The 25451-nt window shown below is 61.3% G+C and carries 26 protein-coding genes and 1 tRNA gene; 8 read left to right on the forward strand and 19 right to left on the reverse strand.

The window, feature by feature from the left end:
* From FHS89_RS15190 to FHS89_RS15235, 10 genes are all read right to left on the reverse strand, one after another.
* The coding region (locus FHS89_RS15190) for a GTP-binding protein (protein ID WP_199260480.1) at positions 1-88 on the reverse strand (88 nt) is incomplete at its 3' end.
* Positions 89-213: 125 nt separating this feature from the next.
* Positions 214-287 (reverse strand) — tRNA-Gly (locus FHS89_RS15195).
* Positions 288-332: 45 nt separating this feature from the next.
* Positions 333-2030 (reverse strand): methyl-accepting chemotaxis protein, encoded by a 1698-nt coding sequence (locus tag FHS89_RS15200; protein WP_184012982.1) that lies wholly within the window; start codon positions 2028-2030, stop codon positions 333-335.
* A 75-nt stretch (positions 2031-2105) separates the two neighbouring features.
* Positions 2106-2342 (reverse strand): Lrp/AsnC ligand binding domain-containing protein, encoded by a 237-nt coding sequence (locus FHS89_RS15205; protein WP_184012983.1) that lies wholly within the window; start codon positions 2340-2342, stop codon positions 2106-2108.
* 58 nt (positions 2343-2400) lie between these two features.
* Positions 2401-3591, reverse strand: coding sequence for a kynureninase (gene kynU / locus FHS89_RS15210; RefSeq protein WP_184012984.1), 1191 nt, complete (start codon positions 3589-3591; stop codon positions 2401-2403).
* A gap of 3 nt (positions 3592-3594) precedes the next feature.
* On the reverse strand, positions 3595-4275 hold the full coding sequence (locus tag FHS89_RS15215) for an ABC transporter ATP-binding protein (RefSeq protein ID WP_184012985.1): 681 nt from the start codon (positions 4273-4275) through the stop codon (positions 3595-3597).
* A complete protein-coding gene (locus tag FHS89_RS15220) occupies positions 4275-5018 on the reverse strand; it encodes an ABC transporter ATP-binding protein (RefSeq protein ID WP_184012986.1) in 744 nt (247 codons plus the stop codon). The genes FHS89_RS15215 and FHS89_RS15220 overlap by 1 nt, the downstream gene beginning before the upstream one ends.
* The gene (locus tag FHS89_RS15225; protein WP_184012987.1) at positions 5011-5982 is read right to left on the reverse strand and encodes a branched-chain amino acid ABC transporter permease; all 972 of its coding nucleotides are present in this window, start codon (positions 5980-5982) and stop codon (positions 5011-5013) included. The genes FHS89_RS15220 and FHS89_RS15225 overlap by 8 nt, the downstream gene beginning before the upstream one ends.
* Positions 5969-6895: a branched-chain amino acid ABC transporter permease gene (locus tag FHS89_RS15230; RefSeq protein WP_184012988.1), complete on the reverse strand. Its 927-nt coding sequence runs from the start codon at positions 6893-6895 to the stop codon at positions 5969-5971. Before FHS89_RS15230 ends, FHS89_RS15225 begins: the two co-directional genes overlap by 14 nt.
* 39 nt (positions 6896-6934) lie before the next feature.
* On the reverse strand, positions 6935-8062 hold the full coding sequence (locus tag FHS89_RS15235) for an ABC transporter substrate-binding protein (protein WP_184012989.1): 1128 nt from the start codon (positions 8060-8062) through the stop codon (positions 6935-6937).
* 154 nt (positions 8063-8216) lie between these two features.
* Here FHS89_RS15235 and FHS89_RS15240 point away from each other — a divergent pair, with 154 nt between their 5' ends.
* The 3 genes from FHS89_RS15240 (at position 8217) to FHS89_RS15250 (ending at position 11450) form a co-directional block, all read left to right on the forward strand.
* Positions 8217-10580: a heavy metal translocating P-type ATPase gene (locus FHS89_RS15240; protein WP_184012990.1), complete on the forward strand. Its 2364-nt coding sequence runs from the start codon at positions 8217-8219 to the stop codon at positions 10578-10580.
* Complete coding sequence (gene cueR, locus FHS89_RS15245; RefSeq protein WP_184012991.1) at positions 10577-10978, forward strand: Cu(I)-responsive transcriptional regulator; 402 nt, start codon at positions 10577-10579, stop codon at positions 10976-10978. Before FHS89_RS15240 ends, cueR begins: the two co-directional genes overlap by 4 nt.
* 166 nt (positions 10979-11144) lie before the next feature.
* A complete protein-coding gene (locus tag FHS89_RS15250; protein ID WP_184012992.1) occupies positions 11145-11450 on the forward strand; it encodes an ArsR/SmtB family transcription factor in 306 nt (101 codons plus the stop codon).
* Here FHS89_RS15250 and FHS89_RS15255 read toward each other — a convergent pair whose 3' ends face one another.
* The 4 genes from FHS89_RS15255 to FHS89_RS15270 are packed head-to-tail and all read right to left on the reverse strand — an operon-like array spanning position 11451 to position 15279.
* Positions 11451-12377, reverse strand: a complete 927-nt coding sequence (locus FHS89_RS15255) for a metal ABC transporter permease (protein WP_184012993.1) — start codon at positions 12375-12377, stop codon at positions 11451-11453. It lies immediately after the preceding gene.
* A complete protein-coding gene (locus FHS89_RS15260) occupies positions 12377-13576 on the reverse strand; it encodes a metal ABC transporter permease (protein WP_184012994.1) in 1200 nt (399 codons plus the stop codon). The genes FHS89_RS15255 and FHS89_RS15260 overlap by 1 nt, the downstream gene beginning before the upstream one ends.
* 3 nt (positions 13577-13579) lie before the next feature.
* Entirely contained in the window at positions 13580-14335 is a 756-nt protein-coding gene (locus tag FHS89_RS15265; protein ID WP_184012995.1) for a metal ABC transporter ATP-binding protein, read from the reverse strand.
* Entirely contained in the window at positions 14332-15279 is a 948-nt protein-coding gene (locus FHS89_RS15270) for a metal ABC transporter solute-binding protein, Zn/Mn family (RefSeq protein ID WP_184012996.1), read from the reverse strand. Before FHS89_RS15270 ends, FHS89_RS15265 begins: the two co-directional genes overlap by 4 nt.
* A gap of 141 nt (positions 15280-15420) precedes the next feature.
* Between FHS89_RS15270 and mntR the strand changes: the two genes are divergently transcribed.
* A complete protein-coding gene (gene mntR, locus FHS89_RS15275; protein ID WP_184012997.1) occupies positions 15421-15852 on the forward strand; it encodes a manganese-binding transcriptional regulator MntR in 432 nt (143 codons plus the stop codon).
* A 50-nt stretch (positions 15853-15902) separates the two neighbouring features.
* Here the strand turns inward: mntR and FHS89_RS15280 are convergent, their stop codons facing one another.
* Positions 15903-16220, reverse strand: a complete 318-nt coding sequence (locus FHS89_RS15280) for a hypothetical protein (protein ID WP_184012998.1) — start codon at positions 16218-16220, stop codon at positions 15903-15905.
* A 231-nt stretch (positions 16221-16451) separates the two neighbouring features.
* Between FHS89_RS15280 and FHS89_RS15285 the strand changes: the two genes are divergently transcribed.
* From FHS89_RS15285 to FHS89_RS15300, 4 genes are read left to right on the forward strand one after another with little or no spacing between them, the layout of a single operon-like run.
* Positions 16452-17318: an HpcH/HpaI aldolase/citrate lyase family protein gene (locus FHS89_RS15285; protein WP_184012999.1), complete on the forward strand. Its 867-nt coding sequence runs from the start codon at positions 16452-16454 to the stop codon at positions 17316-17318.
* Positions 17319-17363: 45 nt separating this feature from the next.
* Positions 17364-17909, forward strand: coding sequence for an NnrU family protein (locus tag FHS89_RS15290; RefSeq protein WP_184013000.1), 546 nt, complete (start codon positions 17364-17366; stop codon positions 17907-17909).
* 4 nt (positions 17910-17913) lie between these two features.
* Positions 17914-18117 (forward strand): DUF1737 domain-containing protein, encoded by a 204-nt coding sequence (locus tag FHS89_RS15295; RefSeq protein ID WP_184013001.1) that lies wholly within the window; start codon positions 17914-17916, stop codon positions 18115-18117.
* Position 18118: 1 nt separating this feature from the next.
* On the forward strand, positions 18119-19153 hold the full coding sequence (locus FHS89_RS15300) for a MaoC family dehydratase (protein WP_184013002.1): 1035 nt from the start codon (positions 18119-18121) through the stop codon (positions 19151-19153).
* 198 nt (positions 19154-19351) lie between these two features.
* Here FHS89_RS15300 and FHS89_RS15305 read toward each other — a convergent pair whose 3' ends face one another.
* From FHS89_RS15305 to FHS89_RS15320, 4 genes are read right to left on the reverse strand one after another with little or no spacing between them, the layout of a single operon-like run.
* Positions 19352-20701, reverse strand: coding sequence for a DUF3131 domain-containing protein (locus FHS89_RS15305; RefSeq protein ID WP_184013003.1), 1350 nt, complete (start codon positions 20699-20701; stop codon positions 19352-19354).
* Complete coding sequence (locus FHS89_RS15310) at positions 20698-22524, reverse strand: glycosyltransferase (protein ID WP_184013004.1); 1827 nt, start codon at positions 22522-22524, stop codon at positions 20698-20700. Before FHS89_RS15310 ends, FHS89_RS15305 begins: the two co-directional genes overlap by 4 nt.
* A gap of 3 nt (positions 22525-22527) precedes the next feature.
* The gene (locus FHS89_RS15315) at positions 22528-23682 is read right to left on the reverse strand and encodes an acyltransferase (protein WP_184013005.1); all 1155 of its coding nucleotides are present in this window, start codon (positions 23680-23682) and stop codon (positions 22528-22530) included.
* The gene (locus FHS89_RS15320) at positions 23682-25412 is read right to left on the reverse strand and encodes a DUF3131 domain-containing protein (protein ID WP_246413972.1); all 1731 of its coding nucleotides are present in this window, start codon (positions 25410-25412) and stop codon (positions 23682-23684) included. Before FHS89_RS15320 ends, FHS89_RS15315 begins: the two co-directional genes overlap by 1 nt.
* Between the last annotated feature and the right edge of the window lie 39 nt (positions 25413-25451).

Genomic DNA, 25451 nt, shown 5'->3' on the forward strand with positions numbered 1-25451 from the left:
CCGTCAGCGTCGTCTTGCCATGGTCAACGTGACCAATCGTGCCAATGTTTACGTGCGGCTTCGTACGCTCAAACTTTGCCTTCGCCATATCTAGGGCCTCCAAAGGTGCGGATCCCGCGCCGGCGGTGATCCCGATTCATCCGCGCGCTGAATAGGATGAACCCGCGCGCGGCGCAACACTTAACACGCCACGATAGGGCGTCAAATTGGGAGTGGAGCGGGCGGCGGGAATCGAACCCGCACGTTCAGCTTGGAAGGCTGACAGGCTACCACTACATCACGCCCGCGCGGGCCCGTACATACGCGCCCCGGCCAACCCTTGCAAGAGCAGATCAGGAGGCCAGGCGATGGACCGTTGCGGTTGCGTGCGGGTCCGCCTCACGGAAGGCATCGACGAGCCGTTTCAGTTCCATCGCTTCGGATTGGAGCGTGCCAGCGGTGGAGAGGGTTTTATCCGCAATCTGCGCGGTTTGTGAGGTCGTGCCATCAATCTGAGAGACGCCAAGTGCGACTTCTGACAGTCCCGTGGCCTGTTCCCGGCTGGAGGTTGCGATCCGCGACACGGCCTCCGCGATGGCCGTGATCTGCTCCCCGATATCGGAGAGTTCGGTGCCTGTCCGCTCCACCAAGGTTACGCCGTTTTGCACATGGCCGGTGGAGGATCGGATCAGTTCGGCCACATCCTTCGCGGCATCCGCGGACCGTTGCGCCAGCACCCGCACCTCTGCCGCGACGACGGAAAAGCCGCGGCCCGCCTCCCCGGCACGGGCGGCCTCGACCGCCGCGTTCAGCGCCAGAAGGTTGGTCTGGAACGCAATGGAATCGATGATGGAGATGATCTCAGAGATGTCTTTCGAGCTTGCCTCGATCTGCTGCATCGCTTCGGCGGCCTGTTTGGACACATCCGCGCCAGAGCGCGCGCGGTCCGACATGGCCACTGTGGTCTTGGAGGCGGCTTCCGCCTCTGCCGCGTTTTGCTGGACCAACCCTGACAGGCTCTCCATCATGGTGGAAGATTGCTGGACCGCCGCCGCCTGACTTTCCACACGGTTGGCCAGATCGCCCGCTTGCCCCCGCGCGTCCGCGACCATGCTCTCTACCCGATCCGTAACACCGCGAATGTCGCCCACCAGATGGGACAGCCGATCCAAGGTGCCGTTATACGCCTTTCGCAATGGTTCAAGCTCTGCCGGCATCTCGGAATGCAGCCGCACGCTCAGATCACCATCCGCAAGATGACTGAGCGCGCTGGCCACATCCTGAATGGCCACGATCCGTGTCGTCACTTCCGACGCATATTTGATAACGCCAATCGGCTCCCCCGCTGGGTTAAAAAGCGGCGAATAAATCGCCTCCAGCCAGATTTCAGTACCATCGGCGCGTTTGCGCCGGACGAGCCCTGGCTGGCTTATCCCTGCGCGCAGATTGGTCCAGAACTGGGCATATTCCGGGGTCGCTGCCTCCTCCTCGAACACGAACATCTTGTGATGCTGGCCGACGATCTGGTTCAGTTGCCAGCCCATGGCGTTAAGGAAACCCGGATTGGCGCTGCGGATCGTGCCATCAAGGTCAAATTCGATGATCGCATGGGTTTCATGCACGGAGCGGACTTCATCCAATTTGCGGCGCGCTTCCAGAAACTCCGCCGTGAAATCCTGACCGGTCACCATAATCTCACGCAGCGAACCATCGGGATTACGGATGGGGAGCAGCAGCAGGCGGACATGGGCCATCCGCCCCGCCCCGCGCATCCGAATCGACAGCCAGCTTGCCTGCCCGGATTTCGCGGTGGTCCAGTGATCGCGGATCTGAGATGCGGTCACATGATCGCTCGCCTCAAGCAGATCGAGAAACTTGCGCTTTTGCAGCCCAGAAAGATCGAATCCCAACAGATCGCAGGCCAGTTTGTTTGCGTCCCGGAACGTCCCATCGGGCCGGACCCAGAACAGCGGCGATGTGCCATCCAGCGCATCCATCAGCCCGCGACGTTCCTGACGGTTGACCGCCCCCCGATCCTTACGCTTCCACATTGCTTGCTCCTGCCGATGTCAGATGCGGGCGATCTAACAAATCATCTGCTAAGGAAGCGTAAACGCAAGCCGGGTTCAGAATGCCTTGAATGTCAGGGTGGTTAACGTCCGCTCAATAGACGCGATATTGCTGATGTTTTCATTGATCCATTTGCCGATATCTTCGCCCTTCGGGACGTAGATTTTGGCCAGCAGATCCCACTCCCCGGAGGTCGAATAAAGCTCTGACACGATCTCCCGCTCGTAAAGCTCATCGGCAACGGCGTAGGTCGTTCCGGGTTTGCAGCGCAATTGTACGAAAACGGCACTCATTCTTGCGTCCTCCTGTCGGCGAAGGGGATGATGGCGCGGGCAACGGATAAGGGCAAGGTCACGTCACAGCCTTTCGTGCGTGAAATTGCGGCGCGTCCCATGCGCCAGTGGCCAGAATATCGGCAAGGATCGCAGCGGCGGCGCGCACCTCCTGCTCCCCGATATAGAGCGGGGTAAAGCCAAATCGCAGGATGTCAGGCGCGCGGAAATCCCCGATCACACCGCGCGCAATCAGGGCCTGCATCACGGCATAACCATGGGGATGGTGAAAGCTGACCTGACTGCCGCGCCGGGTCGCGTCGCGTGGGGAGGCCAGCGTGAGGGTGGGGCAGGATGCCTCCACCTCAGCGATGAACAGGTCCGTCAGCCGCATGGAGGCCGCGCGCACATCCGCCATCTCCACCCCATCCCATGCATCCATCGCGGCCTCAAGTGCGGCAAGCTGCACGATGGGCGGCGTACCGACACGCATCCGCGCGACACCGGGGGCCGGGCGATAGTCGAGATCAAAGGCAAACGGGGCCTCATGCCCGAGCCATCCCGACAGTGCAGGCTTCGCGGCCTCAGCGTGGCGTGGGGCGACATAGATGAAGGCAGGCGCGCCGGGGCCACCATTGAGGTATTTATAGGTACAGCCCACCGCGAAATCCGCGCCAGCGCCCGCCAAATCCACCTCAATCGCGCCTGCGGAATGCGCCAAATCCCAGACGGTAACGATACCATGGGCGTGGGCGGCTTTGGTCAGCGCCGCCATGTCGTGCATCCGCCCGGTGCGGTAATCGACCTCCGTCAGCATCAGCACCGCAATGTCGCCTGACAGTGCCCCGGCCACATCCTCCGGCGCGACGGTGCGCACCTCATAACCTTGCCCCAGAAGCGTCGTTAACCCTTCGGCCATATAGATATCGCTGGGGAAGTTACCCGTGTCGCTGAGGATCACTTTCCGACCGGGATTAAGGGCGAGGGCAGCGGCGAGCGCCTGCCAGACCTTGATCGACAGGGTGTCGCCGGTCATCACATGGCCCGATTCCGCCCCGATGAGCCGCCCGATCCGATCCCCGATCCGGCCCGGCAGCGCCATCCAGCCCGCGTCGTTCCAGCCCTTGATCAGCATCTCCCCCCATTCCGCCTCAAGGGTTTGGGCGACACGCCCGGCAGCAGCCTTTGGCAGGGGGCCAAGCGAGTTTCCATCGAGGTAGATCACCCCCTCGGGCAGATGAAACAGCTCTTTCGTCTTGGCGAAATCCATCGCTCACACTCCAATATAGCGGGTGGTCAGATCGTCCGTCAGCGCGTCGGGCGGGCCGGACCACACCGACCGCCCCCGCTCCAGAATGGTGCAGGCATCGGCCACCGGCAAAATCTCTTTCAATGTCTTGTCCACGATCAGGAGCGATTGGCCATCCGCCTTGAGCGCCCGCAGGGCGGCCCAAATCTCCGCGCGGATGGTGGGGGCGAGCCCTTCGGTCGCTTCATCGAGGATCAGGAGCGCGGGATTTGTCATCAACGCGCGGCCAATGGCGAGCATCTGCTGCTCACCACCCGAAAGGGTTGCCGCCATTTGCCCGGCGCGTTCCTCCAATCGTGGAAAGAGTTTCGAGACGGTCGCCACATCCCACGCACCGGGGCGCGCGGTTGCGATCAGGTTTTCACGCACAGTCAGGGTGGCAAAACAGCGCCGCCCCTCTGGCACCAGCCCGATCCCCGCGCGGGCGATCTTGTGCGACGGGAGATGCGCGATTTTGCGGCCCTGAAAGGTGATGTCGCCCTTTTGCGCCGGGGTCAGGCCGCAGATTGCGCGGATGGTCGTCGTCTTGCCCATCCCATTGCGCCCCATCAGCGCGTGCGCCTGCCCTGCCTCAATCGTGAGGTCCACGCCAAACAGCGCCTGCGCCGCGCCATAGGACGCCTCGATCCCCTGCACGCTCAGCATCAGTCCTCCCCCAGATAGGCGGTGCGCACGGCTGGGTCGGTGCGGATCACATCAGGCGGACCGCTGGCGATCACGGCCCCGTTCACCAGCACGCTGATCCGGCCCGCGAGGGCGAAAACGGCGTCCATGTCATGCTCCACCAGCAGGATCGGGATGCGGGATTTCAGCCGCGCAAGGAGTGCTGTCATCTCTTGCGTGCCGTCCTGCCCAAGCCCAGCCATCGGCTCATCCAGCAACAGAAGTTTCGGCTCTAGTGCCAAGGCGCAGGCCACCTCGACCCGCCGTCGCGCGCCATGGCTGAGTTCAGCAATCGGCGTGTCCGCCTGATCCAGCATCTGCACATCGCCGAGCACCTGATCGACGGCATCGCGCAGACCCTGATCCTGCGCCACCTGCCCCCAGAAGCGAAAGCTCGACCCGGCCCGCGCCTGTGCCGCAATCCGCACATTTTGCCGCGCGGTCCGGTCCATAGCGAGGGTGGAAACCTGAAAGGTGCGGCCGAGCCCCGCCTTGGCACGCGCCGCGACGCTCAGGCCGGTGATGTCCGCGCCCTCAAGCGTGATCGTCCCAGCATCCGGCACAATCCAGCCCGCGATTTGCCCGATCAGCGTGGACTTTCCCGCCCCATTCGGCCCGATCAGCGCATGAATTTCGCCTGCATTGAGCGTGAGGGAGACGTCATCCGTCGCCTTTAACGCGCCGAAGGATTTGGCAAGCCCCGTGATCCGCAACACCTCAGTCATGGCGCGCCTTTCCGGCGATCAGCCCCATGATACCGCCCCGCGCGAACAGGACCGTGCCCAGCAGGATCAGGCCCAAAAACAGCCCCCACCGCTCCGTCAACCCACCGAGGAACGTCTCCAGAAGCACGAACGCAATCGCGCCCGCAACCGGCCCCCAGAGCCGCCCAACCCCGCCAAGGATCACGATCACCATAATCTCTCCCGAGCGGTGCCAACTCATCATGCTGGGCGACACAAACCCGTTGAGATCCGCAAACAACGCGCCTGCAAGGGCAGTCATCATCGCGGAAATGACAAAAGCGGTGAGGCGGATGTTGAAGGGCGCGATGCCAGCCGTGGCCAGCCGCGTCTCGCTCAGATGCGCCATATCAAGTGCCGCGCCAAACCGGCTGCCCATGATCCGCGCGGTCAGGAACAGGCAGGCAAAAAGGGCGACAACGCAAATCCCGTAAAAGGTGATCGGATCAAATGTGTTGAGGCCGGGAAATGTGTTGCGCACATAAATCGGCAACCCGTCCTCCCCGCCATAGGCCGGGAAAGAGATCGCGAAATAATAAAGCATCTGCGCAAAGGCGAGCGTGATCATGATGAAATAGACGCCCTTGGTGCGCAGGCTGATCGCTCCGATCGCCAGCGCCACGACACCCGCCAGCAGCACCGATATGAGCCAGATCAGCGGCATCTCGGTGGTCGTACTCAGCCCCAGAAAGGACGTGCCGAGGATCGCGTGATGCGCGGAGATACCCGCCACATACCCCCCGATCCCGAAAAACGCGGCATGGCCAAAGCTGACCATCCCGCCATAGCCCAGCGCGAGGTTCAGCCCGACGGCTGCCAGCGCCACGATCACAACGCGAGAGGCGAGATTGACGTAATACACCTCCCCCGCCAGATGCAGCGCGAGCGGCACGATGAGGAGCGCGGCTGCAAGCGCACCATTTATCCAGCCCTCACGCCCGCGCATGGACCGGGAACAATCCTTGGGGTTTCAGCGCCAAAACCAGCGCCATCAACAGATAAATGAGCATCGACGCGAGCGCCGAGCCAACGGCGGTGGCACTTGAGGCATCCATGAACAGACCAAACGCGCTTGGCAGCAGGATGCGGCCCATCGTATCCGTTACGCCCACCAGAATGGCCCCGATCAGCGCGCCTTTCACCGATCCGATACCGCCGATCACGATCACCACAAAGGCAAGGATCAGCACCGGCTCCCCCATGCCGACCTGCACCGATTGTAGCGCGCCGACCATAGCGCCCGCCAATCCGGCAAGGGCAGCGCCCAGCGCAAAAACGAGCGTGTAGAGCGTGGCGATGTCCACGCCCAGCGCGCCGATCATCTCCCGGTCCGCCTCACCCGCGCGGATGCGCATCCCCAGCCGCGTGCGCGAAATCATCAGATAAAGGCCAAGGGCGACCAGCGCCCCCATGGCAATAATCGCCAGCCGGAACACCGGATAGGGTGAGCCGCCCGGCAGGGTCACGGCCCCCGACAGCAAATCCGGCACATCCAGCCACAAGGGTTGCGAGCCAAAGAGCCAGCGCGTCCCTTCCGAAAAGATCAGGATCAGCGCGAAAGTCGCCAGCACCTGATCCAGATGGTCCCGCGCGTAAAGCCGCCGGATCACGGCGACCTCCACCAGCGCGCCCACGGCAGCCGCGGCCATGATCCCGGCCCCCAGCCCGATCCAGAAACTGCCGACACTCGCACTCACCCACGCGGTGACAAACGCCCCCACCATATAAAGCGAGCCATGGGCGAGATTGATCAGCCCCATCACCCCGAACACCAACGTGAGGCCCGACGCCATCAAAAACAGCGTCACGCCAAGTTGCAGGCCATTGAGAGCCTGTTCGATGATGAGGGAAAGGGGCATCAGGTCACGCGCCCCCCGGTCAGAGGGGCGCGCCTTTGATTACATGTTGCATTCAGCGGCGTATGCGTCCCGGTGATCCTCAACCGCGACGCCGACAAGCTGGTTCGTCGGTTTGCCGTCACCCGCCACGACCTGACGGACAAGGATGTCCTGCACAGGATGGTGGTTGGAGTTAAAGGCAAAATCGCCGCGTACACTGTCGAAATTCGCGGCCTCAAGGGCGGCGCGGAACGCATCCGCGTCAGACGGCTCCGCCACCTCAAGAGCCGAGAGGATCAGGTTTGCGGTGTCGAACCCTTGGGAGGCATAAAGCGTGGGCGTCCGGCCATATTCCGCGCGGAAGCTTTCCACAAAGGCCGCATTCGTCGGGTTATCGAGGTCATAGGCCCATTGGGAGGTGTTGAACACGCCCAGTGCCGCGTCCCCCACGGCCCCAAGGATCACTTCGTCAAAGCTGAATGCCGGGCCATAGACCGGCAGGTCCACACCCGATGCCGCGTATTGCTTCATGAACGAAATGCCCATCCCGCCGGGCAGGAAGAAGAACACGCTATCGGCACCGGAGGCGCGAATCTGCGCGATCTCAGCGGCATAATCGGTCTGACCAAGCTGGGTGAAAATCTCCCTTTCCGGCTCCCCGAATGTGCTTTTGAACCCGGTCAGCGCGTCGGTGCCCGCCGGATAGTTCGGCGCAAGGATGAACGGCTTTTCGACGCCCGCATCCTTCATATACGCGCCCATCGCGGCATGGAGATCATTGTTCTGCCATGCGACGTTGAAATAGTTTTCATTGCACATCGCGCCGGCAAGGGGGCTTGGGCCAGCATTGGGGCTGATATAGAAGGTGCCGCCACGGGTCACGCTTGGCACCACGGCCATGGCGAGGTTCGACCAGATGATGCCCGTCAGGATATCCACATTGTCCCGCTGCACGAATTTGTCGGAGATCGTCTTGGCCACATCGGGCTTGCGCGCGTCATCCTCGATCATCACTTCGATATCGGTGCGCCCCGATTGCGCGATGGCGAGCATGAACCCGTCGCGCACATCAATACCAAGGTGAGAGCCGCCACCGGAAAGCGTGGTGATCATCCCGATTTTCGTGTCCGCCTGCGCGGCTGTCGCGAGTGCAAGTGCCGCGGTGGCCGCGATTGCCAGTCTTTTCATTCCGGTAACTCCCTGTCCGATTGGTTTTGCGCCATTCAAAGCAGGCTTGCGCCGGGGCGCAAGGGGCAAGGCGGCAAAAAGGCTGAAATCGCCCCTTGACCTTCCAGTGACTGGAAGGACTACCTACATCCCAAATCAGATATGGGATGCTGTTATGAGCACGACGACCTTGACTGTCACCGGGATGACCTGCGCGGGATGCGCCGGGTCTGTTACCCGCGCGGTGGGTGCCCTGCCGGGCGCGCAGGAGCCTGTGGTGAACCTCGCGCTGGAACGGCTTGATGTGGGCGGTGTGGATGCCGCAACCGTGGGCGACGCGATCCGCCGCGCCGGGTTTGGCGTGCGTCTTGGTGAGGCGACGTTCAAGATCACGGGGATGACCTGCGCCAATTGCGCAGGCCGGGTGGAGAAAGCGTTGCGCGCGGCACCCGGTGTGGTTCATGCCGAGGTCAACATCGCGACCGACACCGCCCATGTCAGCTTTGCCCCTGAAATGACCGCGCCGGAAACACTTGCCGAGGTGATCGGAGAGGCGGGCTACACTGCCCATTTGCCAGAGGCGACCGGCCCCAGCACCGCCGATCAGGAGGAGGCCCGCGCCGCGCGCCGGGACCGGATCGAACTCATCGCCGCGACCGTGTTGACAGCCCCGCTTGTTTTGCAAATGGGGTTCATGATGGCCGGAACCGGGCTGCACCTGCCCGTCTGGGCGGAGGTGGCCCTCGCCACGCCCGTACAATTCTGGATCGGGCGGCGCTTCTACCTTGCCGCGTGGCGGGCGCTCAAGGCGCGCTCGGGCAATATGGATCAGCTTGTCGTGACCGGCACGAGTGCCGCGTATTTCTTCAGCCTGTGGCAAGTGTTGACGCTTGGCAATGCCGCCGCCGGACACCTTTACTTCGAGGGGGCGGCGGTGGTTATCACGCTTGTTCTGTTGGGCAAGGTGATCGAGGCCCGCGCGAAGCGGTCGGCCTCTGCCGCGCTGCGCAGCCTGATGACCCTGCGCCCGGATCACGCCACCGTGCTGCGCGCGGGCGAAGAGGTGACACTGCTTATCGGGCAGGTCATGCGCGGGGATATCCTGATCCTGCGCCCCGGGGAGCGCGCGCCGGTGGACGGCACGATCACGCGCGGCACGTCGGAACTGGATGAAAGCCTCGTCACCGGTGAATCGATGCCTGTGACCCGCACCAAGGGAGATCCGGTGGTTGCGGGCGCGATCAACGGCAGTGGCCTTCTGCGTCTGCGGGCAGAGCGGATCGGGGCGGACACGACCCTTGCCCGGATCGCGCGTATGGTGGAACAGGCGCAGGTCGGCAAGGCCCCGATCCAGCGGCTCGTGGACCGGATCAGTGCCGTGTTCGTGCCTGCGGTTCTGGTGTTTTCGCTCGTCGTCTTCGGTCTGTGGATGCTGGTCTCAGGCAATGTGGAGCAGGCGCTGACGGCCTCTGTCTCTGTGCTGGTGATCGCGTGTCCTTGCGCGCTTGGCCTCGCCACCCCCACGGCGTTGGTTGCGGGAACCGGGGCGGCGGCGCAAGCGGGCATCGTGATCCGCGATATTGCGACGCTGGAGCGGGCGCGCGGCATCCGCGTTGTGGCATTTGACAAGACCGGCACATTGACCGAAGGCCGCCCGGTTGTGACGGCAATCACCGCATTTGACGGCGCAGAAGAGGACATCTTGCGGCTCGCGGCCACCGCGCAGCAGGGATCGGAGCACCCGCTGGGCCGCGCGATCCTGACCCATGCGCGGGAGGCGGGCCTGTCCCTACCCGCGATTGCCGAGGCGAAAGCCACCATCGGCGTCGGGATCGAAGCGGCCAGCGACGGGCATGTCCTGCGCGTCGGGCGCGCGGATTACGCAGCACCCGACGCATCAACAGAACAGCACGACGCGGCGCAAAAACTGGCCGCAGCCGGGCAAACCGTCGTCTGGATCGGGCAGGACGGCGCGGCGATGGGCCTGATTGCGCTGGCCGACCAACCGCGCGCGGAGGCAAAAGCCGCGATTGAGGCGCTTCATGCCCGCGGGGTCAAAACCCTGTTGCTCACAGGAGACAATGCGGCAACGGCTTCGGCCATCGCCCTAACCCTCGGGATTGACGATATCCGCGCCGATCTGCATCCCGGCGACAAGGCCGACATCATCGCCGGGCTGGAGCGGGACGGCCAGCGTGTCGCCATGGTCGGGGACGGGATCAACGACACGCCCGCGCTGGCGGCAGCATCGCTCGGTATCGCGATGGGCAGTGGCACCGACGCGGCGATGGAGGTTGCGGGCGTGACACTCTTGCGGATCAACCCTGCCCTTGTGGCAGACGCACTCAGCATCGCGGAAGCAACGGGCCGCAAGATCAAGCAAAACCTCGGCTTTGCCTTTGTCTATAACGTGATCTGTTTGCCGATCGCGGCGCTTGGGCTGCTGAGCCCAGCCCTTGCCGGGGCGGCGATGGCGCTCTCGTCATTGTCGGTTGTGAGCAACGCGCTGTTGTTGAAGCGGTGGAGGGCGCGGGCATGAATATCTCCGACGCGGCGAACGCGGCAGGCCTGCCCGCGAAAACCTTACGCTATTATGAGGATATCGGGCTGATCACACCCGGACGGGGGGCAAACGGGTATCGCGACTACAGCCCCGAAGACGTGCACCGGCTCACCTTTCTGGGGCGGGCCCGGTCGCTCGGTTTTTCGATTGAGGATTGCCGGGCGCTTTTGTCCCTCTATGCCGATGAGGACCGGTCCAGCAGCGATGTGAAGCAGATCGCCCAGCGCCACCTTGATGACATATCGGAAAAGATGCGCGGCCTTGCCGAAATGCAGGCCACGCTACAATCCCTCGTGTCTGCTTGCGCCGGGGATAAACGCCCGAATTGCCCTATTCTCAGCTCCCTCGGTCAGCCAAAAACAACTAAAGATTGAGTAAATCGCCGATTTCCCCGCGAAATAGATTACATTTTCAACATATGCAAAATCAAAGGCATATATTTTACGCCGATACATCTGGAAATATGAAATCTGAATGATATTGTCTGGACAATAGGCAATTTACGGCAGATCAATATTGAGTATGGGCGAACTTGACATCATGCGCAGCCAAACGAATGCGCTAAACACCGAATATTACACGCGGGTATTTAAGGCGATCAGCCATGAAGGGCGGCTTGCTATTGTGCTGGAATTGCACAAGCGGGACTTGTCCGTCTCTCAGTTGGAGCAGGCCACGCGGCAGCGGCAAACCGTCGTGTCACAGCAACTTGCGCGGTTGCGCAAAGATGATCTGGTGGATTTCGAGCGTGCGGGGAAGGCCGTGATCTACCGGATCAGCGATCCGCGCCTGCGCGAGATGATTGACCTGTTGCAGGGGCTTGCCGAGCGCGGCGACGCTGAATAGCTACGCCGTGGCCTGTTGCGCGCGGCGGCGTTCAGGTGCGAACAGGCAGGCAAGCGCCAGGATCACGCCCGATACGGTCGCGATCATGCCTGCGGCACTGACCGATGCGGCCGCTCCGATCCAACCCGGCCCGTATCCAGCAAGGATATAGCCCAGAATGGCCGACAGGACCGCAAATCCGACGCTCCACCAGATCTGATGCACCAGCCGATTGGTCATCAGCCGCGCGGCGGCGGGCGGGCAGACAAACATCGCGATCACGATGATCGAGCCTACCGCATCAAACGCCGCGACTGCCGCGATGGCCGTCATCACCACCAGTGCGAACCCGATCCAGTTGACCGGCAGGCCAATCGCGCGGGCATAGCCGGGATCAAAGGTGGTGATCACCAATCCACGCCACATCACCCGCAAAAACAGCACCATCGCCACCGTCACGATCAACAACCGGCCCAGTTGCGGCGGCAGCCCGGCCAAGGCGACCGGGTCCAGCAGGCTGCCCCAGCCCGTGGCGTCAAACCAGATGAGGCTCTCAAGGCTGCCCATCAGCGCATGATCCACGTCGATATGCACCGCAGATGTGTCAGTACGCTCCAAAAGCAGGACACCCGCAGCAAACAGCGTGGTAAAGACAAGTCCCATCGCGGCACCCGGTTCAACCCGGCCCAAACGCTTGATCACTTCGATCAGGCCGACAGCGACCAGCGCCGCCACGCCCGCGCCGATCATCATCGGCCATGCGGTGATCGTCCCGGTGATAACGAACGCGACCACGATCCCCGGCAGCACCACATGGGAAATCGCGTCGCCAATCAGCGCCTGCCGCCGCAACAAAAGGAAATTCCCCGGCAGCGCGCAGGCCACGGCTGACAGGATGCCAATCAGCATCGGCGTGAGGGAAAGCTGTACGAACTCCGCACCCAGCATCACGCCACACCCCGCAACTGTCCGCGCACCCTGTCGATATCGGCGATCTGATCGGGGGTCAGCACTTCCGTCATGTCGGTCATCCCGTCATGGGCCTCAAGTGCGGGATCATCGCCCCGCAGACTGCGCAATGTGGCCCAGCGCGCGGCATCCACCGCGCGAGCCTGCGCGGCTGCGCGCCCGGCCTTGGTCGCGACGCCATCCGCGCGGATAAACCCGGCGCGGCGCAGCGCGGCGAGCGTTTGCGCGTCAAGGATCGGCTCCCCCCGGTAAAGCGACAACAGCCCTTGCCGCAGATGCACCCTGCGTTGGGTGCTGACATGGCGCAGCGCGGCGGCAAAAATGCCACGCCGGGGGGCTGCCAGCAGCGACAGCGCGAAGAGAGCAAAAGCCGTCAACACGATCACAGGCCCCGTGGGCAATCCGGGGGCAAGCGTCGACACCACCGTGCCAACCCCACCCGCAATGCCCCCCGACAGGGCCGACACAATCAGCATCACATCCACCCGGTCCGTCCAGAACCGCGCAATCACGGGCGGGATCACCAGAAGGGCCACGATCAGGATCAACCCCACCACTTTCAGCCCGATCACTGTGACGAGGAGCACAAGCGCCATGATGGACAGGTCCGTCCAGCGCACGTTCACCCCTTGAGACCGTGCATATTCCGGGTCGAAGGCCACGAGCGTCATTGGGCGGCGCAAGGCCACGACGCTCGCTGCCGTCACTGCCCCGGCGATGGCAATCGTCCATGCTTCCGAGGCGAGCATCCCGGCGGTGGAGCCAAGCAAAAAGCCCTCAAGCCCCGCCTGCCGGCCGCTCGACATGCCCTGAATGACCGTCAACAGCACGATGCCAAGCCCGAAGAACACCGACAGGACAGCCCCGATCGCGGCATCTTCGCTCAGACGCGTGCGCCGGGTGATCCATTCCACGCATAACAGGCCAATGCCCGCACTGATCGCAGAGCCAAGGATCAGGCCCGGCAGCCAGCGCCCATCCCCGCCCAGCATCACCATGACGATAAAGGCAAGGCCAATGCCGGGCAGTGTGGCGTGACTGACCGCATCCGACACGAGCGCGCGCTTGCGCAAAAACACGAACGCCCCGGCCCCACCGGCCGCCAACCCCAGCAGGGTCGCGCCAAGGGTCACGAGGAGCGTGTTATATCCAGCAAGGCCAGACAGCGCGGCAAGCATGGGTCAGCCCACCCTCGCGGCCAGATCAGCAACCTGCCCGGCGGCCAGCCGCCCGCCATAAGCACTTTGCAGATGGGTCTGGGTGAAGGCCTCCTCCAGCGGGCCATCCGCGATCCGCTCACGATTGAGCAACACCACGCGGTCGAAATAATCCGGAACGGTGGACAGATCGTGATGCACGGCGATGATGGTGCGCCCTTCGGCCTTGAGATCTTTCAGCACCGCGATGATCGCGCGTTCTGTCGCGGCATCAACCCCGGCGAAGGGTTCATCAAGGATGTATAGCTCGCCGGCTTCCGCCAGCGCCCGGGCAAGGAACACGCGCTGTTGCTGCCCTCCCGAAAGCGCGCCGATCTGGCGCTCTGCGAACGCGTCCATCCCCACGCGGGACAGGCATTCCATCGCGCGGTCCCTGTGGCGTTGCCGAAACAGGCGCAAAAAGCCGGTTTCGGCGTAAAGGCCCATCATCACGACATCAATGACCCGCGCCGGGAAATCCCAGTCAACGCTGGCCCGCTGCGGCACATAAGCGACGCGGCGCCGCGCGTCCTGATAGGACAGGCCGAAAAACCGCGCCTCCCCGGCCAGAAGCGGCACGATCCCAAGCGCCCCTTTGAGCAGGGTCGATTTACCCGCGCCATTCGGCCCGATGATCGCCGTCATCGAGCCGATGGGGAATGTCACATCAACGGAAAACACCGCCGGGCGCCCGCCATAAGAGACGGTAACGCCCTTGAGCGTGAGGGCCGGGATGCTCAACTCGACCCTCCCAGTTGCGTGTTAAGGCCCATCGCCGGGGCCTGCCCGCCCAGCGCGCGGGTGATGACGGTCGCGTTATGGTCGATCATGCCGATATAGGTCCCCTCATAGGTGCCGGTCTCTCCCATCGCGTCGGAGAACAACTCGCCCCCGATGGTAACGGTATGCCCCTGCGCCGCGGCGCCTTCGATCAGGGCGCGCACGTTCCGGTCAGAGACCGAGCTTTCAACGAACACCGCGCCGATTTCGCGGGTGACCAGCAGATCGACAAGCTCTTCGATCCGGCGCAGACCCGCCTCACTCTCGGTCGAGATGCCCTGAATGCCCAACACCTCGAACCCGTACTCCGCCCCGAAATAGCCGAACGCATCATGTGCGGAAATCAACACGCGCGCGGGCTCTGGCACGGTCATCAGCACCTCTTTCGCATAGGTGCCGATGCGGTCCAATTCCTGCTCAAACGCGGCCGCGTTGGCGGTGTAGGTCGCGGCACCGTTCGGGTCGGCGGCGATCAGAGCGTCGCGGATCGCGATGGCGACCTGCTCCCACAATTCGGGCACCATCCAGACATGTGGATCAAACCGGCCCTCGTAATCCTCATGGGACAAAAGGCGCTCTGCCTCCACCGCTTCTGCGACGGCGACCACGGGTTTGCGCGTGGCAAGCTCCAGCAGGAATTCCTCAAGCTGGGCTTCCAGATAATGCCCGTTCCACAGCACCAGATCAGCGCGGGTCATGGCTACAATGTCCGTGCGGGTCTGGCGGTAGGCATGGGGGTCAACGCCCGGCCCCATCAGCACCTGAACCTCGGCCCGGTCGCCCGCGATCTGGCGCGCGGTGTCGCCAATCATGCCCGTGGTGGCAACCACCGTCAGGCCAGCCGCCCATGCGGGCGCGGTCAACGTGAAACTCAGCAGCATCGTCGCAATCAGGCGGCGGAACATCTCGGGGCATCCTTTCTGCAATGGTAAAGTTAGCAAGATGTGAGGGAATGTGGTGCGGCACCTATTATTAGTCAAGACTAACTTTGCAATTGCAGCAAACTCTGATTAGATAGGGCTGAAATCATATCATGCGGACGACCGATGACTGACACTGCCCCCCTCCCCGATGAAGCCGATCAGGCGCGCACCTTCACCCGTTTGCGCGAAGCACATGCCAGTGAGGTGACGGAGGATTATGTCGAACTGATCGCCGATCTGATTGATTCGGAGGGGGAGGCGCGGGCCGTGGCGCTGGCTAATCGGTTCGGCGTCACGCCCGCAACGGTGAACAACACCGTCAAGCGACTGGAACGGGACGGGTATGTCACAAGCCGCCCCTATCGTTCGATCTTTCTGACGGATAAGGGTCGCGCCTTGGCCGAGGATTGCCGGGAGCGCCACCAGATCGTCACGCAATTCCTGCTTGCGCTCGGGGTGTCTGCGGATGTGGCCGAAGCGGATGCCGAAGGGATCGAACATCATGTGAGTGCCGAAACACTCGACGCGTTTCGCAACTTTATCGCCACGAAATAAGGCCACGCTGGGATGCGGGGCCGGGGGTCTTACGCTCGATTGTCGGCGCCTCAGGCGCCCGAGGTTCCCGCACCCGTGATGCCCGCAGGTGCTTCGTCATAGAACTGACCAGCGGCAACAAGGCAGGTCATCCCCTCGGGCGTGGTGATCGTAACGGTCCAAGTGCCGGAGGCCGCTGAGGCGAACACCTCCATCACGCCACGCCGGTCGAGGCCCATCACCTGCCGCTCTTCCTGATATTCCGCGCCAAGATAGGCCAGCGCATCCGCGCGCGGCATACAGCGCATTCCTTCCGCCTGTGCCGCATGGGTGGCGGCCAATGCCACCGCGCAGCCAAAGGACAGTCCAAGCCATTCCGTCTTCATCATAACCCCCAATCCGCCGGGGTTGTCCCGGCGCTCAGTTTCCGGGGCGGCGCATGTCTGGTGCGCCGCTGAGACCGAGCATCGGGGAGGAACGTGAAATTGAAGTTAACAACAGCGTGTAAGGTTTATTATTCCGCATCATGGGCAAAATTCGTAATTTTCGTGCGCGCACCCCTTGCCCTTCTGGTGCGCATGGTTATGCTGCGGCGCAATATCTGACCATGGAGCCTACCAATGACCGCCCCTGCCCGCCCCCGCCGCTCTGTCCTGTATATGCCCGGCTCGAAATCCCGCGCATTGGAGAAGGCGCAGACTCTGCCTGCCGATGCGCTGATCCTTGATCTGGAGGATGCGGTTGCCCCGTCGGAGAAAGAGATCGCGCGGGCGCTCGTCTGTGACGCGGTGCGCGCCGGTGGGTTTGGCCAGCGCGAGGTGGTGATCCGCATCAACGGGCTGGACACCCCATGGGGTATGGACGATCTGACGGCAGCTTGTGCCGCGCACCCCGATGCGATCCTGATCCCCAAGGTCAACAGCGCCGCGGATCTCAAACGTCCCGCCGAACAGGCACCCGAGGGCACTGCCCTCTGGGCGATGATGGAAACCCCGCGCGGCATCCTGAACGCGGCAGAGATTGCTGCGGCCCCACGGCTTGCCTGCTTCATCCTTGGCACGAATGATCTGGTGAACGACCTGCACGCCGCCCATACGCCCGATCGCATGCCGATCCTGACCGCGCTGTCATGGTGCCTCTTGGCCGCGCGGGCCGAGGGCATTGCCTGTATCGACGGGGTCTATAACGCGTTCAAGGATGAGGACGGGCTGCGCGCGGCCTGCCTTCAGGGCCGCGACATGGGATTTGACGGCAAAACGCTGATCCACCCAGCGCAGCTTGCCATCGCGAACGAGGTTTTCGCCCCCTCTGAGACCGATCTTGAGCAGGCGCGCGCCTATGTCGCCGCGTTTGAAGCAGCCGAAGCCGCTGGCGAAGGGGTTGCCGTGGTCAATGGCAAGATCGTGGAGAACCTCCATGTCGCCAACGCCCGGAGGCTTCTCGCGCAGGCAGAGGCCATCGCCGCGCTTGAAGCCGAAGCAGCCTGAGCCTAGGGTCGCGGCTATCTGAAACATCACGCATCGAGCGCATCCATGACCCTCCTCTTTCTCGGCCTGTTCCTGTGGTACGCCGCACATCTGTTCAAACGCCTCGCCCCCGGCCCGCGCGCAAAACTCGGCACTGCGGGCAAGGGGATCGTGGCGGTTGGCGTGCTTGCCGGGTTGGTGCTGATGGTGCTGGGATACCGGGCGGCCCCGTTTGAGAATGTGTGGTTTCCACCCGGCTGGACGGTGCATCTGAACAATCTCTTGATGCTGTTTGTCATCATGCTCTTTGGCATGGGCGGGTCCAAGGGGCGGATGCGGAGCTGGTTTCGCCATCCGATGCTGATGGGCACCGCACTTTGGGCGATTTCCCATCTCATCGTGAATGGCGATGTGGCCTCCATCATCCTGTTCGGCGGTATCCTGATCTGGGCCGTGCTGGAAATCCGCCTCATAAACCGGGCGGAGCCGAATTGGACAGCACCGGAGCCCGGCCCGGCCAAGGGTGATGTGAAACTCGTTGTTATCTCCCTCGTGCTCTATGTCATCATCGCGCTGATCCACGGCTGGATCGGCCCTTCACCGTTTGGATAAGACCATGCTCGCCTATCGTTTACTGACCGAGGACGACACGTCCGCCTTTTGCCATAAGGTGACCAAGGCGCTGGCCGATGGCTGGCAGCTTTACGGCGATCCGACCTATGCGTTCGACCACACCACCGGCAAAATGCGCTGTGGTCAGGCGGTGACGAAAGAGGTCGATGCCACCTATTCCCCCGACGTGAAACTGGGATCGCTGTAACATGACCAAAACCACCGCTGGCCGCTTTTTCGAGGATTACCGCATTGGGCAAACGATCACCCATGCGGTGCCGCGCACGCTGACCAATGGGGAGCGGGCGATGTATACGTCGCTCTATCCCACACGGTTCGCGATCTATTCCTCCGACGAATTCGCTCGGTCCTGCGGGCTGATGCGCGCCCCGCTGGAAGACCTTGCGGTGTTTCATACTGTGTTCGGCAAGACCGTGCCGGACGTGTCGCTCAACGCAGTGGCCAATCTGGGCTATGCCGAAGGGCTGTTCACGGGCCGGGTGTTTGCGGGTGACACGCTGACCACCACGAGCGAGGTGATCGGGCTGAAGGAAAATTCCAACGGCAAAAGCGGCATCGTCTGGGTCCGCTCAACCGGGCGCAACCAACATGGGCGCGAGATGCTCGACTATGTGCGCTGGGTGATGGTGCGCAAACGCGACCCGAACGCAGCAGGGCCAGAAACGGTTGTGCCAAAGCTGAAAGAGGCGGTGAACCCCGCCGATCTGCACCTTCCGCAAGGGCTGGATTTCAGCGATTACAACTTCGCCCTCGCCGGAGAGCCGCACCGGCTGGCCGATTACCAGATCGGCGAAAAGATCAACCATGTGGACGGCATCACCATCGAAGAAGCCGAGCACATGATGGCCACCCGGCTCTGGCAGAACACGGCGAAGGTGCATTTCGACGCGACCCAGCGCGAGGATGGTAAACGCCTGATCTATGGCGGGCATGTGATGTCGCTGGCGCGCGCACTCAGCTTTAACGGCCTTGCCAATGCGCAGATGATCGTGGCGATCAATGCGGGCGCGCATGCCAATCCCTGCTTTGCCGGGGACACGGTGCGCGCGTGGTCCGAAGTGCTCGACAAAACCGAAACGGGCCATCCTGGTGTCGGTGCTATTCGCCTGCGGCTTGTCGCAACAAAGGGGGATCCAGCGGCCTTTACGCTCAAAGGCGCGGATGGGAAATACGCGCCCGAGGTGCTGCTTGACCTTGATTACTGGGCCTTGATGCCGGTTTAGGTTGGCTCAGGAGCCATGACCCTAGTCGAGCGGGCCTCACTCGCAAAGAGAGGCCCGCTTTGGAATATTCGTCGCAAGGCGGCACCGAAATAGCCCAACTCTTTGCGCCGAGGCGGCAGGGCGAGCCCTCCCTCCGAGAAGGCTCGAGCGCGACGACGACAGGCGTTCCGCTTGCGTGATTGTCGCCGCATCTGCCGCTCACTCCGGCGATCGGATCAGCGGCCCAGTTGCACGAAAAGCGAGAGCTGCAAGAACAACCGCGTTGGTGTTGACCGTGACGGACGTATTGGTCGTGCCGTCAATCTCATAGATACCTTCTGGCCATCCGCGCTCTGGATCGCCCAAAGGAGCGATATTGGCGACCAATTCACGGGTGTATTCTGTCCCAAAAAGCGCATCCCACGCGAATGCAACCTTGGTGGTTGTGGTCCGGCGGCTGTCCAGACGCTCCCCCGAGAAAGACATAACGGCCCATGGCGCGCCACCACCCCAGATCGACGAATAAACGAAATAGGGAGCCACGTTGATGTGAGACTCGCTGACTGCCGTCAGGATACCGGTTTCCTGATACCGCGCTTCCTGTGCACGGTAGATCGCGGTCGCAAACCGGCGTGAACGGGCATCAAACCCAAACTCCAGCCCGTCAAACAGATAGGGCTCACTGACCGTGAAGGCCGGTGTCCGGTTTCGGTGCAAGCGGGTATCCACCGGAATGGGTTGGCCATTGACCTCTTTCACCATCAGATTGGTTTCTGCGTCGTAGGCGCGGAACGCATCAAACCCGAACAGCATCATGGCCTTGGCCGCATATTGCTCATATCCGACTCGGCCCTCCTGATCGTAGCGCAGCGTCCCATCCACCATGTTGCCACCGACAAGCGCACCATCGCGCACCATCTGAGACAGATCCCACCGCTCGATCAAACGCGTCGTTTTTGGCGCGAGCACGGGGTAGTTCGCATCAACATGGCCGAGGGCCGCAATCAGCCGCGCGATATCAAGCGCTGACCAACCAAGGCCGCGTTCTACAGGCTGGTTGGCATAGTTCACCAACTCTCCCGTGCGCACGTTATAAGCCTTGTTCGGCAACATATCGTCGAACAGACGGATGCCACTCAGGGTATCAAGTGCCAGACCGATCCGATCCACGGCTTCCGCTTCATCAATCAGGCCAAGCCTATTGGCAGCAATGGTTGCCACGAAATAAGAGCCTGTCTCCCACATCGTGGTGGAGGGATATTTATCCGTGGAATTGACCAGCCCGGTTGTCGGGTCTGTGTTGTTCTGAAAATAGCGCCACGCAATCCGCGCGTATTCGATATCCTGCGGGCCAGACACACCCGTGATCGCGAGGGGGAGCGGCTCTACCTTCTCCATTTGCTCCATCGGCGAAACCTCCTCCAGTGCATTGACGGATGGGTCCACCATGCCCGCTTGCGGGGTTTCGATCTGGCGATCCACATACATCACCAAAGCAAGGCCACACCCCAGCGCGGCCAGAAACACGATATGACTGCGGGCTTTGATCAGATTCTCAACAAAGCTCATTTCTTTGATCCTTCATTTGCCTCTGTGGGCTGCCACAGAGCGGCGGCGATGATCCCACCAAGCGCGATACAGTTGTTCAAACCCCATAGAATGTTGGCAATCACGCCCGATGCGGAGTGATCCGTCCAACCTGAATTCAGCGCGAAAACAGCCCAGATCGCGGACAGAAGTGTCAGGATGACAAAGGCGATTTGCGGTTTCACGAGGGTCAGGAAATTTCCGGTTTGCCGCACCTTTGGCGTCACCGGGAAAGAGATTTTCTCGCCCTTCATCACGGTATAGATGGCCCGCAATCCGAGGGGAAAGAACGAAAGGTAACTTGCCTTGGCCGCATATCCGGCAACACCCCATGTTCCAACCATGATGGCCAGTTCCAAGGTGACGAGGAACGGGATCAGACGGAAAAAGAACTCGTTGGAGTATGCGGCAACCGGGGAAATACCAGACAGAAGATAAATGATCGGGGCGGCCAGAAACACAACGTTCCAGATCGGTGCGAGATAGGAATAGAACGTTGTGGCATACATCCCGCGCTGCGCTAACGTCAGGCCGGGTCGAAACAGTGGATTGTCTCGAAACAGGATATCAAGGCTGCCACCGGCGTATTTGTACCGCTGCACCGTCCAAGTCAGCAAATCCTGCGGTGACAGCATTTTGCTTTCCACGATCGGATGCATCTTGGATTTCCAACCGCGTTCATGGTCGGAATGCAGCACGATGGATGTGTAGATATCCTCAGAGACATGGAAACGGTATGGCGTCAAAATCTCGCTGGTGACGGCTTCGCTGCGGATAGCATCCATCAACTCCGGAGAAATATCGCGCTCCTTGCTGGACACCGTGATGGCCTCTTCCGCGTCGAAGGTGCGTTGCTCAATCTTGCGGCCAAAATTGCGGAGCGCGGCTTCCATCACCGCGTCGCGCCGGTGGATCGAGCCTGCACCACAACAAAAGGAGGCGTTGGCCCAGTTCCTGCGCCGCTGGATGATGTCATAAAACATCTGAGGATCATTAACGAACGGATCTTCCCCAATACGGATCGGCCCGACAATCCGCTCTACCCCGCGACCAAAGGCACCGCCGATAGCACCAACACGGCGCTCGAGCACAGCATTCAGGCGCTCCCCCTCCGGCAAGTCATAGAACCATTGCGGGGTCTGCACCCAGGCCATTTTGGGATCACGAAAATACCCGAGCGTATGCTCAAGGAATGTGGGAAACGGCCGCGTATCCGCATCGCAGATCACAAGAAAATCGCCCGAAGTCTGCTCCATCGCATTGCGCAGGTTGCCGGCCTTGAACCCCTCATTCGTGGTGCGGGTGATGTAATTGACACCTTCCTCTTCCGTAACGGCGCGCATCGCGTCACGCCGCCCGTCATCAAGGACGTGGATACGAATGTCGATTGGATGGGGATAGGTCATCTTCTTTGCGTCGATGATCCCAAGCCGGACCAATTCCGGCTCCTCATCATAGGTGGCAAACATCACATCAACGGCAATGGGGCGGTCGCCTTCCGGGTGATCGGGCGATGTGTCCGCCAGTGTCACAGGCGGTGTCTCGATCTGGATCGGCTCGTCTTTCCACAGGTTAAAGACAAACAGGATCATCCCGAAATAGGCGAAACTTTCCGCCAGCACCAAGGGGATCGCAAACCACAACGCGTCATGGTTCAGTGACCCGGTCCAGCGCCACCAAATGTACCAGCCGCCGACGACCAGCGCGAGCGTGGCCAGAAACTGCCAAACCAACTCGCGCGTCGCGGAATAGGCCAGCGGCGCGGGCGGCAACCGGTCCTCGTATTTCAGGAAGTAATCATCCATTGCTTATGCTTTCACACCTTTAGCAGCCCTGAACATCTGCCAAGGATTGGGCCCCAGACCAATCGTCCATGCAAGTACCCCGATCCGAGAAAGCGCGACAGCGACAGCGAACGACATCGGAAGGGCAAAGGCAAATCGGCTGACAACGATCACGGACGGGGACATCATTTCCGCAAGGCCAAGGCTGTAGATCGACACATCAAACAGGTCGATCACCAGCGGATGCACCAGATAAATCCCAAACGTGTAGCGCGCCAATTGCGACCACTTTGGAGACCACTGACGATACTGCCCGCCCATGAAGATGAAGAACACGAAGATCGGCATCAGGAAATGTCCGTAGAAATCCCACCCCCCACGGATCCCCCAAGAGCCGGTATCGAAAGCGACATAATAGAACGGCAGCGTCGCGACATATGCAATGGCAGCAAAGTAAAAGCCGCAGCGACGGACGAGGCGCGACTCGCCCCGCGGAATACCGTCTTTCCACAGCCCATAGATCGCAAACGCCGCCATGCCATAGCCCACATATCCCAGGATTTTGAGCGCCCGGATCGCATAGCTGCGCAGCATCGGATCAAGGTCCAGCCCCCATACGAAAGCCTGCGTGTTGTTCATCACACCCAGCGTGAAAACGATGGTCAGACCCAGCAAAGGATACCGTGTCGCCGTCCGCATCAGCGGGTAGAACAGAAACAGCGCAAACAGGGTCGGTAGAAAGTGCATATGGTACTGCGATGAGCCGAGCACGAAATACCCCACCCAGTTTTGGACCTCACCAAGCTGATCCCAGATGTAGGGACCATAATTGAACGTCTCTGCCTTGATCAGCCGGAAAAAGGCGTAGAACACCGCCCAAAAGACGAACGGAACAAGCAAACGCTGCGCCTGTGTGGCAATTGCGCTGCCATAGCTTGGCACTTTCTTGTCGACACGCATAGCCATCAGGAACAGCGAAAACATGAAGAACATTTCAGAGCCTGAAAACTCCCCGATGGAGCGCAGAAACACAGGCAAAAGCCGTTCTCCTGCTGCGTCGGCGTTGGCGAAAGCCTGACCACTGAAATCCGTGGTCGAGTGGATCAGGACCACACCAAAGGCGGCAAAGACACGGTTCGCATCGAACCAGACGAGGCGGGGTTTTTGAGAATTGGCCATCAGTTCACCTCCGGCGCGACACATGCGGATTGAAGCACCTTGCGCGGCTCAGGCGCGGCAAGGACATGCTGTTCGGTTTGGCAATCTGTCGCCGCAATCTCACCGTTGATCATGACCGGGCGACAATAGCGGAACTCCTCCACCGGGATGACGGGGGCGATATCAACCGCGTTCTGACAGGCCGAACAGGAGACAATCTCAACCATTGCGTTCGGATGGCATTTGTTGTCGCGAATGTCGGTTCCCGCGAATGCCGTCTCCCACACCTGCATGTTGTTGTTCAGGTGCTGAAGGATCGGGCCCTGCACCTTGTAGAGAAGGGCTGCAAGGATGATGCCATTGTTATTGGCCGTCTGGAGCGGAATGTAGCCATTTCCGTTTTCATACAGCCCTTCATAGAAACCGCGCTCCGGGTCGGAAAGATCGGCAACCGTCTCAAACAGAAGGTCAGTGTAGTCGGTTTCCCACAGCGCCCACATGCCGACGGCAGCCTTGGATGCGATTGCGGCACGATCTGGCTGATACTCTCCCTTTGGGTCGAGCGTGTTCCAGTCATATCCGTCAGCAAAGATGCTGTCATAAACGAAATACGGGCTGCCTTCGACTTGATGCTCGGATCGTGCGGTTACGATCCCTGTCTGCTCAAACCGGCGTTGCTGTACATGATAGATCCGGTTGGCAAATTCTGCGCGCCAGCCATTGCTAGCCACCATGTTGTCGCCATCTTGATCGGTCGGCATATCCCAGCCAAGCTCAAGCCCATCGAGGATATAGCCCTCTGTCAGGACATAGTTCTGGTTCTTGAACACCCGCGGATCACGACCGTCATAGGGCACTTTCACATCATAGATGGTGCGATATTCAAGCGGTTGAGGCCGCATCGCACGCTCAACATTAAACCCCCAGAGGGCAAAACCCTTGGCAGCGTATTCCTCATAACCCAAGCGCCCTTCCTGGACATAGCGGGTGCCGTCATCCCGGCGCAGCGCGCCAAACATCCGCCCGTCATCGCCGATCAGATTGCAGAAATTCCACCGCATCGGCACGTTATCGACGCTGTTTGCGAGATGCGGATACCGCTCCTTGAGAATGCGCAGCCAGACCAACAAGCGGCCAAGATCAAGGGCGGAGATACCCACTTCACCCGGCTGGTTGGCATAGTTCACTTTTTCACCGGTGCTAGTGTTATACACCTTGTTCGGTGCCTCACCCTGAAACAGGCTGAGGTTTCGCAGGGTGTTCATCAGCTTCATCGCGCGGGCATCAAAGGTGCGCTTGTCGATGATGCACAGTTCAAATGCGGCGACCAACGCGCTGATATAGGATGCGGTGTCCCACATGGTTGTCGAAGGATAAGAGCCAACAGCATTCACCATGCCGGTCTCTTCTTGGTAGAACCGCTCGAAATAGGTCCAGGCGGTTTCCGCCATTTCGTATTCACGGGCTGTCAGAGCACCATTTCGCCCGAAATGCGAGCGCGCCTGACGGAGCAAGCCGCGATCGCAAGTGGGCATTTCCATTGATCCGGCCTGGATCGTCAGCGCGGTCTCCGACTGGATTGTCACTTCATGCGGCGCAGCACCGTCGAGGATAACGCTTTGCAATATGACGGGCGTGCCAGCTTCAATGGATGCCGCGTTCTGCGGTGCTTCGAGTTGCGCGCTCACCGGGATGGCGGCAAGCATAAACGCCCCGGCAACCGCTACTGTCAGTTTCTGTGCTGTTTTCATAACGTTCTGTCCTTGAAATTCGCGATCAGTCATGGGGCG

The sequence above is a fragment of the Rubricella aquisinus genome (assembly GCF_014199445.1).
In the GTDB taxonomy this organism is placed as follows: domain Bacteria; phylum Pseudomonadota; class Alphaproteobacteria; order Rhodobacterales; family Rhodobacteraceae; genus Rubricella; species Rubricella aquisinus.

Coding starts and splice junctions, on each gene's coding strand:
- kynU (WP_184012984.1), bottom strand. CDS start 3,591: ATGGATTTCGCCAAGACGAAAGAGCTGTTTCATCTGCCCGAGGGGGTG.
- FHS89_RS15285 (WP_184012999.1), top strand. CDS start 16,452: ATGACCGCCCCTGCCCGCCCCCGCCGCTCTGTCCTGTATATGCCCGGC.
- FHS89_RS15290 (WP_184013000.1), top strand. CDS start 17,364: ATGACCCTCCTCTTTCTCGGCCTGTTCCTGTGGTACGCCGCACATCTG.
- FHS89_RS15225 (WP_184012987.1), bottom strand. CDS start 5,982: ATGCGCGGGCGTGAGGGCTGGATAAATGGTGCGCTTGCAGCCGCGCTC.
- cueR (WP_184012991.1), top strand. CDS start 10,577: ATGAATATCTCCGACGCGGCGAACGCGGCAGGCCTGCCCGCGAAAACC.
- FHS89_RS15270 (WP_184012996.1), bottom strand. CDS start 15,279: ATGTTCCGCCGCCTGATTGCGACGATGCTGCTGAGTTTCACGTTGACC.
- FHS89_RS15255 (WP_184012993.1), bottom strand. CDS start 12,377: ATGCTGGGTGCGGAGTTCGTACAGCTTTCCCTCACGCCGATGCTGATT.
- FHS89_RS15310 (WP_184013004.1), bottom strand. CDS start 22,524: ATGGATGATTACTTCCTGAAATACGAGGACCGGTTGCCGCCCGCGCCG.
- FHS89_RS15315 (WP_184013005.1), bottom strand. CDS start 23,682: ATGGCCAATTCTCAAAAACCCCGCCTCGTCTGGTTCGATGCGAACCGT.
- FHS89_RS15235 (WP_184012989.1), bottom strand. CDS start 8,062: ATGAAAAGACTGGCAATCGCGGCCACCGCGGCACTTGCACTCGCGACA.
- FHS89_RS15240 (WP_184012990.1), top strand. CDS start 8,217: ATGAGCACGACGACCTTGACTGTCACCGGGATGACCTGCGCGGGATGC.
- FHS89_RS15215 (WP_184012985.1), bottom strand. CDS start 4,275: ATGCTGAGCGTGCAGGGGATCGAGGCGTCCTATGGCGCGGCGCAGGCG.
- mntR (WP_184012997.1), top strand. CDS start 15,421: ATGACTGACACTGCCCCCCTCCCCGATGAAGCCGATCAGGCGCGCACC.
- FHS89_RS15250 (WP_184012992.1), top strand. CDS start 11,145: ATGCGCAGCCAAACGAATGCGCTAAACACCGAATATTACACGCGGGTA.
- FHS89_RS15300 (WP_184013002.1), top strand. CDS start 18,119: ATGACCAAAACCACCGCTGGCCGCTTTTTCGAGGATTACCGCATTGGG.
- FHS89_RS15230 (WP_184012988.1), bottom strand. CDS start 6,895: ATGCCCCTTTCCCTCATCATCGAACAGGCTCTCAATGGCCTGCAACTT.
- FHS89_RS15200 (WP_184012982.1), bottom strand. CDS start 2,030: ATGTGGAAGCGTAAGGATCGGGGGGCGGTCAACCGTCAGGAACGTCGC.
- FHS89_RS15280 (WP_184012998.1), bottom strand. CDS start 16,220: ATGATGAAGACGGAATGGCTTGGACTGTCCTTTGGCTGCGCGGTGGCA.
- FHS89_RS15205 (WP_184012983.1), bottom strand. CDS start 2,342: ATGAGTGCCGTTTTCGTACAATTGCGCTGCAAACCCGGAACGACCTAC.
- FHS89_RS15305 (WP_184013003.1), bottom strand. CDS start 20,701: ATGAGCTTTGTTGAGAATCTGATCAAAGCCCGCAGTCATATCGTGTTT.
- FHS89_RS15220 (WP_184012986.1), bottom strand. CDS start 5,018: ATGACTGAGGTGTTGCGGATCACGGGGCTTGCCAAATCCTTCGGCGCG.
- FHS89_RS15260 (WP_184012994.1), bottom strand. CDS start 13,576: ATGCTTGCCGCGCTGTCTGGCCTTGCTGGATATAACACGCTCCTCGTG.
- FHS89_RS15320 (WP_246413972.1), bottom strand. CDS start 25,412: ATGAAAACAGCACAGAAACTGACAGTAGCGGTTGCCGGGGCGTTTATG.
- FHS89_RS15295 (WP_184013001.1), top strand. CDS start 17,914: ATGCTCGCCTATCGTTTACTGACCGAGGACGACACGTCCGCCTTTTGC.